Origin of the sequence: Rhodococcus sp. AH-ZY2 (genome assembly GCF_030916465.1) — a bacterium.
Lineage (GTDB): Bacteria > Actinomycetota > Actinomycetes > Mycobacteriales > Mycobacteriaceae > Rhodococcus > Rhodococcus ruber.
The window spans coordinates 1,324,310-1,337,912 of sequence record NZ_CP126458.1; the positions used below are offsets into that span (position 1 = coordinate 1,324,310).

Annotated in this window: 17 protein-coding genes and 1 pseudogene; 11 read left to right on the plus strand and 7 right to left on the minus strand. The window is 67.7% G+C overall.

The window, feature by feature from the left end; genetic code table 11:
• Positions 1-491 precede the first annotated feature (491 nt).
• The 3 genes from QNA09_RS07145 (at position 492) to QNA09_RS07155 (ending at position 3,403) form a co-directional block, all read left to right on the plus strand.
• The gene (locus tag QNA09_RS07145) at positions 492-1,442 is read left to right on the plus strand and encodes an excalibur calcium-binding domain-containing protein (RefSeq protein WP_244213237.1); all 951 of its coding nucleotides are present in this window, start codon (positions 492-494) and stop codon (positions 1,440-1,442) included.
• 211 nt (positions 1,443-1,653) lie between these two features.
• Positions 1,654-1,992, plus strand: coding sequence for an alpha/beta fold hydrolase (locus tag QNA09_RS07150; protein WP_244213238.1), 339 nt, complete (start codon positions 1,654-1,656; stop codon positions 1,990-1,992).
• 313 nt (positions 1,993-2,305) lie between these two features.
• Positions 2,306-3,403: a protein kinase gene (locus tag QNA09_RS07155; protein ID WP_119699617.1), complete on the plus strand. Its 1,098-nt coding sequence runs from the start codon at positions 2,306-2,308 to the stop codon at positions 3,401-3,403.
• A gap of 31 nt (positions 3,404-3,434) precedes the next feature.
• Here the strand turns inward: QNA09_RS07155 and QNA09_RS07160 are convergent, their stop codons facing one another.
• From QNA09_RS07160 to QNA09_RS07170, 3 genes are all read right to left on the minus strand, one after another.
• Positions 3,435-3,884: a hypothetical protein gene (locus tag QNA09_RS07160; protein ID WP_119699618.1), complete on the minus strand. Its 450-nt coding sequence runs from the start codon at positions 3,882-3,884 to the stop codon at positions 3,435-3,437.
• A 97-nt stretch (positions 3,885-3,981) separates the two neighbouring features.
• A complete protein-coding gene (locus tag QNA09_RS07165; RefSeq protein WP_017680415.1) occupies positions 3,982-4,605 on the minus strand; it encodes a DUF3558 domain-containing protein in 624 nt (207 codons plus the stop codon).
• Positions 4,602-4,934 carry a hypothetical protein gene (locus QNA09_RS07170; protein ID WP_017680414.1) on the minus strand — a complete coding sequence of 111 codons (333 nt, stop codon included), beginning with the start codon at positions 4,932-4,934 and terminating at the stop codon, positions 4,602-4,604. The genes QNA09_RS07165 and QNA09_RS07170 overlap by 4 nt, the downstream gene beginning before the upstream one ends.
• A 243-nt stretch (positions 4,935-5,177) precedes the next feature.
• Between QNA09_RS07170 and QNA09_RS29175 the strand changes: the two genes are divergently transcribed.
• The 5 genes from QNA09_RS29175 to QNA09_RS07190 all read left to right on the plus strand — a co-directional run bounded on the left by QNA09_RS29175 (position 5,178) and on the right by QNA09_RS07190 (position 8,723).
• Complete coding sequence (locus QNA09_RS29175; protein ID WP_082752459.1) at positions 5,178-5,474, plus strand: type VII secretion target; 297 nt, start codon at positions 5,178-5,180, stop codon at positions 5,472-5,474.
• Entirely contained in the window at positions 5,471-6,850 is a 1,380-nt protein-coding gene (locus QNA09_RS07175; RefSeq protein ID WP_234420180.1) for a hypothetical protein, read from the plus strand. The genes QNA09_RS29175 and QNA09_RS07175 overlap by 4 nt, the downstream gene beginning before the upstream one ends.
• Positions 6,847-7,158, plus strand: coding sequence for a hypothetical protein (locus QNA09_RS07180; protein ID WP_048772945.1), 312 nt, complete (start codon positions 6,847-6,849; stop codon positions 7,156-7,158). The genes QNA09_RS07175 and QNA09_RS07180 overlap by 4 nt, the downstream gene beginning before the upstream one ends.
• Entirely contained in the window at positions 7,158-7,442 is a 285-nt protein-coding gene (locus QNA09_RS07185; protein ID WP_048772943.1) for a hypothetical protein, read from the plus strand. Before QNA09_RS07180 ends, QNA09_RS07185 begins: the two co-directional genes overlap by 1 nt.
• A 66-nt stretch (positions 7,443-7,508) precedes the next feature.
• Positions 7,509-8,723 carry a GNAT family N-acetyltransferase gene (locus QNA09_RS07190; protein WP_010595782.1) on the plus strand — a complete coding sequence of 405 codons (1,215 nt, stop codon included), beginning with the start codon at positions 7,509-7,511 and terminating at the stop codon, positions 8,721-8,723.
• Positions 8,724-8,811: 88 nt separating this feature from the next.
• Here QNA09_RS07190 and QNA09_RS07195 read toward each other — a convergent pair whose 3' ends face one another.
• The 4 genes from QNA09_RS07195 to QNA09_RS07210 form a co-directional block, all read right to left on the minus strand.
• Complete coding sequence (locus QNA09_RS07195; protein WP_040275827.1) at positions 8,812-9,492, minus strand: DedA family protein; 681 nt, start codon at positions 9,490-9,492, stop codon at positions 8,812-8,814.
• 56 nt (positions 9,493-9,548) lie between these two features.
• Positions 9,549-10,697 carry a serine hydrolase gene (locus QNA09_RS07200; RefSeq protein WP_017680408.1) on the minus strand — a complete coding sequence of 383 codons (1,149 nt, stop codon included), beginning with the start codon at positions 10,695-10,697 and terminating at the stop codon, positions 9,549-9,551.
• Positions 10,698-10,802: 105 nt separating this feature from the next.
• On the minus strand, positions 10,803-10,988 hold the full coding sequence (locus tag QNA09_RS07205; protein WP_124258589.1) for a hypothetical protein: 186 nt from the start codon (positions 10,986-10,988) through the stop codon (positions 10,803-10,805).
• Positions 10,978-11,430, minus strand: coding sequence for a DUF5994 family protein (locus QNA09_RS07210; protein WP_010595785.1), 453 nt, complete (start codon positions 11,428-11,430; stop codon positions 10,978-10,980). The genes QNA09_RS07205 and QNA09_RS07210 overlap by 11 nt, the downstream gene beginning before the upstream one ends.
• 190 nt (positions 11,431-11,620) lie before the next feature.
• Between QNA09_RS07210 and ppk2 the strand changes: the two genes are divergently transcribed.
• The 3 genes and pseudogenes from ppk2 to QNA09_RS07225 all read left to right on the plus strand — a co-directional run bounded on the left by ppk2 (position 11,621) and on the right by QNA09_RS07225 (position 13,596).
• On the plus strand, positions 11,621-12,568 hold the full coding sequence (gene ppk2 / locus QNA09_RS07215) for a polyphosphate kinase 2 (protein ID WP_010595786.1): 948 nt from the start codon (positions 11,621-11,623) through the stop codon (positions 12,566-12,568).
• A 135-nt stretch (positions 12,569-12,703) separates the two neighbouring features.
• The gene (locus QNA09_RS07220) at positions 12,704-12,874 is read left to right on the plus strand and encodes a hypothetical protein (protein WP_308072376.1); all 171 of its coding nucleotides are present in this window, start codon (positions 12,704-12,706) and stop codon (positions 12,872-12,874) included.
• A gap of 33 nt (positions 12,875-12,907) precedes the next feature.
• A pseudogene (locus QNA09_RS07225) lies at positions 12,908-13,596 on the plus strand (alpha/beta fold hydrolase).
• Positions 13,597-13,603: the final 7 nt, after the last annotated feature.

A 13,603-nucleotide genomic window follows, 5' to 3' on the forward strand; every position in this document is an offset into this window, starting at 1 on the left:
GACGACTCGAGGTCGGTGGACCCGCGGTCGACGAAGACGGGATCCGCTACGAACTCTGCGAGCAGATCGGCGAGGGCTGTCGATGAACAGGCGGGTGGGAGGACGAAGCCTTGATCCCCTGAATGGTGCTCCTCGAACGACGGCGGACATGACTCGGAGCAAGCAGAATCTTCGCAGTTCAGGATGCCATTCTTCGTTCGCTACACCCTGTGATCACAAAGCGCCCTGTAAGCGGGTTAGCGAAGCGGTCCAAGAGAGATGGCAAACGCCCGTCCCCTCGACGTCTGCCGGTGCGTAATGGCCTATTCGTACCCAACGATTACTTCAGTGAGTGAAGCAGCGTGCATGCGCTTTCGCATCGATGATCTTGAAGTAGGACCGGCGAGGGCATTATGGCCGAGAGCATGACTCCATCAGAGGCGAAGACCATCGCTGAGCGCCACCTGAGGTCTCTCGGGTTCGTCCCGACTGCCGGCGGTGGATCGAGCCGCATGAGTATTCGGGCGCCGGGGTTGGTTGCGAAGGTAACTGTTCGTGCCGCCCCCGTCAGCCGATCCGAACTGACGAGCTTCTACATGGATCGCGATATCGGTACGGCCGAGGCACGAGCGTACTTTGCGGTGAACGGCTACGGACCAACGGCGGTCGACTATGCAAGAACGCATCGGATCCAACTGTTCGAGATCGATCGTGCCGGTCGCGTCACTGAGCGCAACAAGGTAGGACTCCGCGCGCCCGATTCGGTGGCGCCGCCGTCGTCGCCTTTGCAGAAGAAGGTCGAGTCTCGTCGTGAGCGGCCGTCCGACCCTCGAGACCAGGCGATAGGGGCCTGGGAGCGTCCTGAAGCGGAGCAGGTCAGGAGACTGCTACTTGCGGTCGCCAGGTCTGTCGGTGCCGCGATCTTTGCCCGCTTGTCGAAGTTGGCCGAGGCGGTGCCAGAGCGGAGGACGCGGAAGACCTCAGCGAATCAACGTGCAAACAGGGGGCTCCTGGCGGTCGGTGTGGTGATTTTCATTGTTGTCGGCGGAAGCGTGTTGGCCAGCGTGAACAGCTCGAACTCCGACCGCTCCGTAGAACCGCCGCACGTCTCATCCACGACCCCTCCTCGTGAACTCTCCTCGGCGGCCACGACACAGCAGACCACGCCAGAGGTAACTCGCACACCGTCGGAGATCGTGTCATCGAGCGCTGTACCGACGACCACCGTGTTCAGGCCGCCGCCTCCTGAGTACATGCCGTCGGAGACTGCGACGTACGTGCCCGCACCGCCGGTGAACACGCCCGAGGACACCCCGCTACCGCCCGCGCCTGAATCATTCGCCTATTACAAGAATTGCGACGCTGCCCGCGATGCTGGCGTTGCACCGCTCTTGCGTGGTCAGGCGGGCTATAGACCCGAACTCGATCGGGACGACGACGGCGTAGCGTGTGAGTGGAATTGATCGTCCCAGGAACAACGCAAGCGCTGAGTGCGGCCGACCACCAAAGTCGGCAGTCACCGCGGGTGCCGCATCCTGAACATCTGCTTCGCGAGCTCGGGGACGTTGACCGCGACCAGGGCCGGGGGCGGCCAGGGCCGTTCCACCGTCACCGCGTGCGGCCGACTGAGTTCGCATGGGCCGTCCGCGCGGTGGATCCTGCCGATCTGCTTCAGTGGCTCGCGACCTCGAGAACAACGGCATCGCCCCGATGCGCCGCCCTGACATCGACGGCGCGGTGCGTCCACTCCTGGGCGGCATGGTGCTGCCCGAAGCTGTGCGCATGGCACGGGGGGTCTACCGACGCCGGCGGTTCACGGTGCCGACCCTCGTCGTGGTCGGCCGCCAGGACCGCCCGTGGAACCGACAGCTGGGGCGCATCTGCCGCAATCCGGAGCGGTACGCCGATCGCATCGAGTTCGCCTACGTCGACGACGCTGCGCATTTCATCACCGACGACGCTCCAACCGAGGTCGCCGACCTCGCGATCGACTGGTTCGAACGAGCTGCATGACGTAGGGCTCACTACTCGGTCTTCCGCTCACCGCTCCGAGTGCTCTTGCGCGTCTCACTGGACAGAGCGCAGCGGCCTCGGGGGCGTGGTTGCTGGGCATCGCCGTTTCGAGTTTCCGGGGAGGCGGCGCCGGCCTGGACAGGACGCGCCGGGGGGTCGTCGCACGACTCGAGGCAGACGTGCACGCACTGACGAGCCGGGCGCGCGCTCGATCCGATTGCTCATCCACATCCCGGAACCTCGGACGCGAGAAAGGCGATCGAGCGTCTTTCTTCGATATCGTCGCTGTCGGGACCGACGGGCGGGAGACGGGGTGGGACGACTCGAGGTCGGCGGATCCGTGGTCAACGACGGGATCCGCTACGAGCTGTGCGAGCGGATCGGCGAGGGCGGATTCGGTGAGACCTACCTGGCCTACCGCCTCGCGCGGAATTCGGGTCGGCGGGTCCGGAGAGTGTGCGTCAAGGTGTGTCACAACATCGAGGATTGGCACGGGGAGGCGTTCTTCGGTCGATTGCTCCACGGCAACGACCGGGCCGTCGCGCTACACGACTCGTTCGTCGTTGCCACCGGTCGTGGCGGGCGACGGCGCCTGCACCTGCTCGTGTTCGAGTACATGCCGGATGGAACCGTCGCCGATCTCGTCGAGGCGAACGGTCGCGGGTGGAGTCCGTCGCGAGTACGCACGGAGGTCGGCGCCCTACTGACGTTGCTCGCGACGATGCACAACGTCGGCATCACGCACCGCGACATCACACCCCAGAACGTCTTCCTCCGGGGTGGACGGCTCGTCCTCGGCGACTTCGGTATTTCCCGGATGACACTCGATCCCCGCCAGGCGAAGGTCACCGCTTTCACGCCGGACTTCGTTCCGGACGCGGTGTGGGTCCACCACAACTGGGGCCCCGGCGACGACGTGTTCCGACTGGGACTCCTCGCGTGCACCCTGCTGAGTGGCGAGATCTGGACGGCACGCGACGTGAAGCGACTGCGAACTCTGGAGGCGCCGGACGATCTGAAGTGCTGGATCTGGCACGCGACGGCCGCCAAGGCGAAGAAGTACGTCGACGCACTCGACGCACGTAAGGCATTGACGACGCTGGCGAAAGTCAGCATGCGGTCGGGGCGAGGCCCCGCGTCCTTGGAGGGCCATCGGGTGGTCTTCACCGGCAAGCTCCAGAGATGGACCCGGAACGAGGCCGCGGAGCTCGTCCGGCGCGCCGGCGGACACGTGCAGGCTGCCGTCGGCGACTCGACCACGCTGCTCGTGCGAGGGGACGTCCGCAACGGACTGAACGAGTCCGAGGGACGCAAGCTGTACGCGGTGCGGGAGCGCCTGCGGCTCGGGCAGAGGATCTCGATCATCGGGCAGACGGGCCTCGAGCGTCTGCTCGGACAGCGGCACGGCTGACCGGAACGAGCCACGGGGATCACGCCAGGGGCTACGTGCCGGTCGGAAGCGTGTCGGGGAACTCGTACTCGCATCCCAGTTCGTCGAGCGGGGGCGCGTCCGGGTTGTCGCGGAACCACGAAACACATGCGTCGGCAGCCAAGGTGACGTCGCGGGTGAAGAGGTAGCCGTCGGTGCAGTCGTCGAAGTGGCCGTCGAAGAACCACCGGTCGAGCTCGAGCCCGTCCACAGCGTGAGTGTCCAGCCGCAGCCGGCCGAGTACGGTCCGGGAGCGGCGGACCATCAGCACACCGTCTGCCAGCACGTGTACCTGCGCGCACACCACCAGATCCTCGTCCTCGTCCTGGTCGAGCGGAGCGACGTAGCCGCTCGGTCCCAGGTCGATGACGAGACCCGTCGGCTTGTCGGTGAACGAGTCGACGAGCCAGTCGATCATTCCGTCCCAGGTGTTGATCTCCGGGACGTCCGTGCTGTCGTTCACTGGCCGCCTCCTCTGTGGTTTCCTCCAGTGTGATCAACCGTAGCGCGGGATGCCGACACAAGAGCGGTGCTCTCTGCCTGAATCCTGCGGATGTCGTTCAGCGCGATGCCGATTCGAAGTCGTCGAGAACCGCGACGATCCGACCGACGGTGTCCTCCAGGCCGACGCACCACTGGGATTCCGGTAGGGGAGCGCTGCTGTCGCGGAAGTGGATTCGGCCGAATATGAGCACCCCATATGACGTTTCGACGCTCAAGCCGCAACGGTACGGCAGGGACGTATTGGTCTTCAACAGTGCTCTCCGGCCGGCGAGTTCCGTGAGCACCAGGTCATCACCGTTGCCGCTGGCCTTTTGCCGTTCCTCCTCGAAGTCGAAGTTGGCGGATAGCACGGACAGACCATAGTTGGCCAGGACTCCGGGGATGTGCACGGTGCCGTCGTAGGAGCAGCCGAGCATCGTGAAGTGCGTGGCGGCGAAGTCTGCATTGTCTTCGGACATCGGGTCGTAGCCCGCGGCGGTGAGCACGTCGTCGGGAATGTCGAGGCAGGGGTCGAAGGCGACGAGGGGTCGGTCGGATTCGTCGACCAGCCGGGGCACGCGTGCGGTGGTAGTCGCTGGGGTCGGCGGCTCGTCCGTGGCGATGGCGGAGTGTGAAGGCACCGCGCAGCCGGCGAGCACCCCGACAGCGAGCAGGGCACCGGCGGTGCGGCGGCCGGTCACTGCTCGTCCGAACTCGCGCCGTGCAGACGCTGCACCCAGTCGTACTCGGCGGCAAGAAAACCCTCGCCGCCGGCGGCGAACAGATCCCGCATGCCTTTGAGCACTACATAGAACTGTTCGAGCCGTTCGTAGAGCGATTCGGGTGTGCCCTGAGCCTTGCGCACGAATCCGGCGCGGAGAGCCTCGGCCGATGCGAAGCCACCGAAGCTGGGCGCATCGGTCAGGTTGCCAGCCTCCTCAGCCGCGTCTTTCAGCGTTCGGAGCATGGTGTCGCAGACCGCGACGATCTCGTCGATCGCCTGCGGATCCAGACGAAGTCCTTCGGCCATGAAATCCCCCCCGTGATGTCCATCGGCCCGGGTACTGTAGCGCGCCGACGGCATGGGAACGCCGCCGCTCGAACGCGAGGCACTGGCGACTGATGGGCGGGACGACCGGGAGTCTGCCGACTCGGTGAGCGTTGCCGCGGAAGCCGTCAGGTTTTCGGCATCGGGTCATCCGACAGTCGCAAGTAGGGGCGGTCTTTCTGTGTAAGGTGCATCGGGCAGGTTGGGGACACAGGGGGCAACTGCATGGGGGAGAGCGTTTTCGTCGTGCCGGAAGAACTCCGGTTGCTTGCAGCAAGGGCTGCCGACGCCGGTGCCGCACTGGAGAAATGCACCGACAGGTCGGAGGTCGGGGAGCTGCTTTCCGGATCGTGCACCGCGGTGGCATGTGAAGAGGTGTGGGCAGCCGTGGTCGCATCGACGTCCCAGTTGGCCGCTCGTCTGCGCGACGTGGCGATGAGGGCTGATGCTGCTGCGAACTCGTATTCGGAGGTGGATCGTGCGTCGGCCGACGCATTGCGCGACCTGCGGGGCAGAGTGTGAGTCCGGCGACGAGAGAGCAGGCCCAACGCTGGGACACCGCTTCGCTGGTCGTGATCGCAGCTGCATGGGAGGAACTTTGTGACGAGATCGACCGGCGTAAGCGCGACGTGGAGCGCGACTTCGACGACTCGCACCGGTTTTGGCGAGGAGCAGCCGGCGATCAAGAACGCGCCAGGATGCAGCGATTCGTGGATGCGGCGAATCGCGCGGCAGGAGCGCTCGAACGTTGTGTCGATGTTGCTCACCGCGGAGCCTCGAGCATCGAGGCCGCGCGATCGTACGTACTGCATGTCATCGCGTCGGCGGAACGTGAGGGGTTTCGGGTTGCGAACGATGGGCGTGTCTCGTCGGTGGGTGTGGCCGGAGCCTCGAAAGAGGTCGCGAGCCGACACGAGACGGAAATTGTCCGCGCGTTGACCGTACTGGGCGACGAAGACGCGCGGGTTGCAACGGCGATGCGGAGAGCGCTCGAGTCGCTCTCCGCGATGCAATCGGACGAGGTTCGGTTTCCGGCGGACGTGGTGCTCGCAGGACCCGCGCCTGCCCCGGGGGCAGACTCCGGCGACGAGCGGCGGGCGGATGCCGCCGATGCATTCGAACGACTTACAGGTCGGCTCCCGCTCGACCCGGTGGACTGGGCGACGGCGTACATCCTTGTGGCGAACAGCTTCGCCGAGAAGTACGCGGGCGTCGGGCCGGAGGTCGTCGCGGGTCGGATCGAACCCGTGCCGGGTCAGGGCGTAGTGCGGATCGGGCTCTACATCCCGTCCGAAACGGTGGTGAACCTGCCGCAGGATCTGGGTGACCATCGGTCCGAGGATCCCCGATTCGACGTCGAGGACACACGAGTCGCGATCTACGTCGACTACGAGAACGGCATGGTGATCGCCCGTCAGAATCCTTCGGTGTCGGTCGACGGTGACGTACGGGTCGGTGTGCCGACCGTAGACGTCCAGCAGGCGGCCGACGGTGCCGTTCGGATCCAGTACCACGCGAGAAACCCTCTCGCTCCGGATGTGTCGACACCAACGCATACGGTCAACGGTGACATCGTGATATCGCCGCGGCCGGAAGGAATTGCTGTCGACGGTGTGATCACGGACTACCCGGCGCTCGAGGTCTATCGGGATACGCCCATGGGCGGTACGGAAACTGTCACGATCGACCCTGCCGACAGCGGCAGCGAATACGGACCGCTCATCAACCTTCCGTTCCATCATTCGATCGGGGTCGGAACGGAAGCGTTCGAGCGTTTCAGGTCTGCGTACGCTCAGTTGCCGCCTTACGAGGCGGGGACACGTCCGGATGCGGATCCGCACCAGCCCACGAGGCTCGGTGGTACGGAGGATCCGCTTCGCGTGGTGGTCGTCCGATGATTCGGCCGGTCCTTCCGTCGGGAATCTCGCAACGGCTCGATCGGATCGGCTTCTGGGAGGCCGCCACGTGGTCCCTGCCGCTCGCCGCAGGCGGCGGAGCGTCGTTGTTCCTCGGGATCGTTGCCGCGATCGGCACGATCGACTATCGGGCGAACCCGCCGGAAGGGTGGATTCTCGTTGTCGTCGCCGCGGTCATGGCTGCCATCGCTGCTGTGCTGGCGCGCTCACGCGTCGAACGTCGCCGCGGCATTGCGCTCGGAGTCGGTGGGGCCGCGGTAGTTCTCTGTGTCGTGTGGTCGTTGTCGTGATGAGCCGTGAGTCGCGGTGGACCGATCGCATCGACTGGTTCGGCCCGGAGAGCTTCGCCGGGGCGCTGTGCGGACTGGTGTGCGTGGCGTCGGTCCCTCTCGGCATTGCCGGCAGCGACGCAGCGTGGCCGTACCTCGGTCCCCTCGTCGGTGGTGGAGTGCTGACGGCGTTCCGCGGGCCGGTCCGTCGATTCGGCACAGGGTTGGCCATCTCCAGCGTCGCGGTCCCGTCGCTGCTGGTCGGTGTTCTGTTGTTCGGTGGGGTGGCGGCGGCACTTCGATGAACGACAGCCCAGGGCGGAGGGCACGTCCGGGCGGTCCCGTCGCCGCGATCCCCGTATGCTGCGGTAATGCCGGAGATCCGGGTCCTCGAGACCGAATCAGAGCTGCTGTCGGCGGCGAAACTGTTCCGTACCGCGATGATCGGGATGCCCGCCCCGAACCCGCTCCAGCCGGGGCAGATCCTGACCCAGCGTGAGCAGGGCCGCACGCTCGGCGCGTTCGTCGACGGGCAGTTGGTGGGCACCGTGGAGTCGGCGTCGAGCGGGATGATCCTGCCGGGCGGGCGCCGCGTCCCGCATGCCGCCGTCACGCACGTCGGGGTGCTGCCCACGCACACGCGTCGGGGCGTGCTGTCGGCGTTGATGCGGCACCAGCTGAGTGACGCCCAGGAGCGGGGTGAGGTGGTGACGTCGCTGCGGGCCTCCGAGGCGACGATCTACGGCCGTTTCGGGTACGGCATCGCGACCACGACGCACACCGTCGAACTGGACGTGCGGCGGGCGGCGTTGCGCCCGTCGGTGGGGGAGGGCGGGCCGGTGCGGCTCGTCGACCCGCACGACGCGTGGGACCTGCTCTCGCGCATCGCCGACGACAATCCGTCGTCGCGGCCCGGGAGCATCGACCGCATCCCGCCTTGGTGGCGGTCGCAGGAGCACCGGATCGTCGGGGACCGCGAACCCCGGTACGTCGCGGTGCACGGCGAGCCGGGAGCGGAGACGGGCTTCGCCCGCTACCGCCCGATCGGCACCGACACCTGGTTCGGCAGCCGGGAGCGCACGGTCGTCGTCGAGGACTTCTTCGCGCCGACCCGCACGGCCTACCTCGGTCTGCTGCGGTTCCTGCTCAACTTGGATCTGGTCGACACGTTCGTGTTCGTCGCGATGCCGCAGGACGACCCGTTGCCGTGGTTGCTGACGGACTCCCGGGCGGTGCAGCTGCGCCGCGCCGGCGACGAGACGTGGCTGCGGATCGTGGACGTGCCCGCCGCGTTGCGGGAGCGGACGTTCGCCGGCCCCGGTGAGGTGCGGTTGGCGGTGGTCGACGACCGGCTGCCGGAGAACTCCGGCACCTACCGGATCTCGGCGTCGGGCGCGGACCGCGTGGACGAGCCGGCGCAGCTGGAGGTGGACGCGTCCGCGCTCGCCGCGACGCTGCTCGGCGGGACCCGCTGGCATCAGCTCGAGGTCGCCGGGCTCGTGCAGGTGCACGACGCGGACGCGCTGCCGGTGGTCGAGCAGTTGTTCGCGACGGCCTCGGCGCCGTTCGCGGGCGTCATGTTCTGAACCCGAGCTTGCGCCCGTTTCTGCTTGCTCGCACCCGTTTCGTCGCGCCGGAACGGGTGCAAGCCGACCGGAACGGGTGCAAGGTCGGCTAGTTCGCGTCGGTCTGCGCGCGGCGCTTGCGCACCCGCTTGACCACGGCGTACCCGGCGACGAGCACGACGCCACCGATCACGATGTTCTGGAACACCGACGCGTACGGCTCGACGCGGGACCAGTTCGCGCCCAGGCCGTAGCCGGCGAAGACGAAGATGCTGTTCCAGATGAGGCTGCCCGCGGTCGTGAAGAGGACGAATCGCCACGCGGGCATGCGGGTGACGCCCGCGGGGATGGAGATCAGGCTGCGGAAGAGCGGGACCATGCGGCCGAAGAACACGGCCTTGCCGCCGTGTCGTTCGAACCAGGCGGTGGTGCGGTCGAGGTCTGCGACGTCGACGAGGGGAAGCCGGTCGACGATCCGCCGGATCCGGTCGGGGCCGATGCCGCGTCCGGCCGCGTAGAGACCGAGGGCGCCGACGAGCGAGCCGAGGGTGGTCCAGAACAGGGCGCCGAAGAGAGTGAAGCTGCCGAGGCTCGCGGCGAACCCGGCGAGCGGCAGGATGACCTCGCTGGGCAGCGGCGGGAAGAAGTTCTCCAGCGCGATCGCGATCCCCGCTCCGACGCCGCCGAGCCGGTCCATGAGGGACAGCGCCCAGCCGGCGAGGCCGTCGGTGGGGGCGCCGGCGTCGGCGGGTATGGCGGCGAGGAGTGCGGCAGTCACCTGATCCACCATAACGACCGATCACGCCGGATCCGGCCGACGTGAGGGCCGCCACGGCCGTCGTGCGGTCAGGATCCGGCGAGCGCGGCCTGCAGTTTCTGCACCACGGTGGGTGCCGGGTTCTGGTTCTGGGCGTTCGGGATGTCGCTGTTGACCGCGACGAGGATGATGTCGCGGGTGTCCTGGTTGTAGCCGAAGTAGGTGTTGAAGCCGGGCAGTTCGCCGGTGTGGCTGAGCCAGCCGTCGGCGTCGCCGAGCCCGAGCCCGTACGCCGCGGTCGCGGTGTTCGGCGGCAGCCCGTACAGGAACGACGACATCCGCACGTCCTGGGTCTGCTGGTCGTAGAGTCCCTCGCCGGTGCCGATGGCCTTCGCCCAGATCTGCAGGTCGTCGAGGGTGGAGATCATCGCCCCGGCCGCCCACGCCCACGACGGATCCCAGTTGGTGGCGTCGGTGGTCTGCCCCTCCGGCTGTCCCTGTTCGGTGACGCCGTCGAGATGGGGGGAGGGGATGTCGGTGCCGTCGGGGAACGACGTCTCGCTCATGCCGATGGGCTCGGTGATCCGCTCAGTGATGTAGTCGCCCAGGCTCTGCCCGCTGACCTGCTCGACGACCAGGCCGAGGGCGATGAGGTTCGAGTTCGAGTACTCCCACTTCTCCCCGGGCGCGAAGTTCGGCGGGTCACCACGCACGATGTCGAGCAGCTGCTCGGGAGTCCAGGGCTTGGTGGGGTCGCCGAACAGCTGGTTCTGGAAGTTCTCGTCGAAGGTGTAGCTGGGGATGCCGCTGGTCATGTCGGCGAGCTGGCGCAGGGTGGCGGTGTCGCCGTTGGGCAGGCCCGGCACGTACTTGCCGATGGGATCGTCGAGGGAGAGCTTGCCGTCCTGCATCAGCTGGAGGATCGCGGTGACGGTGAACGTCTTGGTGATGCTGCCGATGCGCGTGTGGTCGGAGGCGGTCGGGGGCTCGGTCGAGTCCCGGCCGGCGGTCCCGGAGCTGCCGGTCCACTCGTAGTCGGCCGTGATCACCCGCGCGACGACGCCGGGGAACTTGAAGTCGTCGCGCACGTCGTCGAGCGCGGCCTGGAACTGCTCGGCCTGGGCCGAGTCGGGCGCGCGGGTGGTCGTCGTCGCGGAGTCCTCGGTGCCGCTGTCGGAGCCGCAGGCGGCGGCCGCCAGAACGAAGGTGGTCATCGCAAGGATCGACAGCCGGCGCATGGCGTCTCCAGAGTTCGGGGGATTTCTCCGGATTTCAGTGTGACGTCTGCGCCGGGGTCCTGCGCCGGATTCGATCATGTTCCCCCCGCAGCGGGGATATGCCGGTCAGTTCGGAGCCGAGAAGAGCCCGGAGTAGTCGTGCGGTCCGTGCCGGCGGGGATCCGTCTCGGCCTCGGTGGGAGTGTCCGCGTCGGCGGGGGTGCCGGGCTGAAGGAAGATCGGGTACTCGTGGTGCTGCATGGTGTCCTGTTCTGTGGTGGTAATCGTCGGGGGAAGCGGGTCAGTGTTCATCGGGCACACCGGCGACGGTCCGCATGATCTCGTAGGCGCGGTCGGGGTCGGTGTGGGGCGCGACGATCGTCAGCGCGAGCCGGGTGCCGTGTTCGCCGAACAGATACATCAGAGTCGACGGCTGGCCGGGGATCGGACCGGTGATCTCGATGCCGTCGACGTCGTCGATGCGCCGCTGGGCGGAGCTGACCGCATTCCATTCGAACGCGATCCGCACGACGGGCCCGAGCCTCGGGGCGAGCGCCGAGACCAGGTCGTGCAGCTCCGAGGTGATGTTCTGGGTCCAGGGGAACCAGGCGCCGTCGACGGACGACGTGGGTGCCCCGGCAGGACGCAGCAGCAGCCGCGGGGTGCGGGTGGGTTCGGGGAACGGTTGCGTTCCCGGCTGCGCCGGCACACCCCGGTCGGTGCCGCGCTGTCCGGGCCGCGGTGTGTGCGTCACGGGACGCTCCTTGGTCGGCCGCGAATCAGCCGGAAGATGTTCCAATCGGGGCCCACCGGGCGGGAAGCCCGATGCGAAATGCCCATCGATGACTCGAAGCCTACAGGGTGGGGTGGAAACGGGCGAATGCGCCGCGGGTCGCACCGGCGTTCGGACCGCGACGGGCCGGTGGCGGCGGTAATCTCACGGAGTGGACGAGTTGAACGAGAAGGGCGAACCGTTCGAACTCGCGTCGGACGGTCAGATCGACGTCACCCCGGAGATCGACGAGATCGGCGAGCTGCTGCGGAAGTCCGGCCGCAAGAATCGGATCGCCGACGTCGACGAACCGTGGCGGAACGGCTATCCGTACGACACGAAGATGACGCGGCGGCAGTACGAGGCCCGCAAACGCAAGCTGCAGATCGAACTGCTCAAGCTGCAGGCCTGGGTCAAGGAGCACAACGAGAAGATCGTCGTCATCTTCGAAGGGCGCGACGCGGCCGGCAAGGGCGGGGCGATCAAGCGGTTCACCGAACATCTCAATCCCCGCGGTGCGCGGGTGATGGCGCTCGAGAAGCCGACCGAGCGGGAACGCACGCAGTGGTATTTCCAGCGCTACGTCGAGCACCTGCCGGCGGGCGGGGAGATCGTGCTGATGGACCGGTCCTGGTACAACCGGGCCGGTGTCGAACGGGTGATGGGCTACTGCACCCCCAACGAGTACCGCGAATTCACGCGCTCCGCACCGGAATTCGAGCGGATGCTGGTGCAGTCCGGGATCCACCTGGTCAAGTTCTGGTTCTCGGTGGGCCGCGAGGAGCAGCACGCGCGGTTCGTCGCGCGCAGCACGGACCCCGTCAAGCAGTGGAAGCTCTCGCCGACGGACCTCGCGAGCCTCGACAAGTGGGACGCGTACACGGAGGCGAAGGAGGCGATGCTGTTCTACACCGACACCCCGCACGCCCCGTGGACCATCGTCAAGGCGAACGACAAGAAGCGTTCGCGGATCGAGGCGATGAAGTGGGTGCTGCATCGCTTCGACTACACCGGCAAGAATCCGCGCGTGGTCGGCACCCCGGATGCCCAGATCATCGGCTCACCCGAGACGGTCTACGACGAGGGGGAGCGCCCCTCGGAGACCTTCCCGACGGTGTGATGTGCGCCCGGTGCGCGGTTTCGGGGCGCGGGCGACCGGGTAATGCGGGAGGGCTGCACCGACCGAGGTCGGCCGACATCGAAAGGACGTCACACCGTGGGAAGTCCGGAACAGCGCGATGACCGAGAAGAGCCCGTGGAGGCCACCGACCGTCCCGCCCCGGTCACCGGGGAGGACCTGGAGAACCTGGTGGACGACATGGAGAAACGGGTCGAGAGCGAACGCGAGGAGGAGGGCGTCAAGGGCAGCGTTTCGGACCGCGAGGAGCAGCGTCCGATCGAGACCGGCGACGAGGCGCCGGACTGACCGGCCCCTCTCGTGACGGATCGGCCGCCGACGATGCCCGGTGCCACGACCCGCAGCTTCGTCCTGTTGCCGGGGGCGGGGTCGGACTCGTGGTACTGGCACCGGGTGGCGCCGTTGCTGCGCGGGCACGAGGTCGTGCCGGTCGACCTCCCGTACACCGACCCCGGCGCCGACCAGTACGCGTACGCGGACGTCGTGGTGGCGGCCTGCCGTGACTTCGCGCGCCCACCGACCCTGGTCGCGCAGTCGATGTCCGCGTTCACCGCGGCGATCGTCGCCGAGCGGATGCCGGTCCACGCGCTGGTCCTGGTGGCGCCGATGATCCCGGCGCCGGGCGAGTCGCCGGGACAGTGGTGGTCGGCGGTGGGGCAGGCCGAGGCGAAGCGCGCGCAGGACGTCGCCGACGGACGTGACCCGGACGCGCCGCTGGATCCGCGCGCGTTGTTCTTCCACGACGTGCCGGACGACGTCGTCGACGAGGCATTCGCGCACGAGCAGCCGGACATGGCGGAGTCGGCGTTCGAGCCGGCGTGGCGGGCGCAGCGGTGGCGGACGTGCCGGTGCGGGTGATCGCGGGCCGGCACGACCGGCTGTTCCCGCTGCCGCTGATCGAGCGGCTCGCGCACGAACGCGTGGGGGTGGAGCCGGAAGTGATCGACACCGGCCACCTGCCGGCCCTCGCCCGCCCGGCCGAACTGGCGTCGCTGCTGCTGCGGGAATGATCTGCCC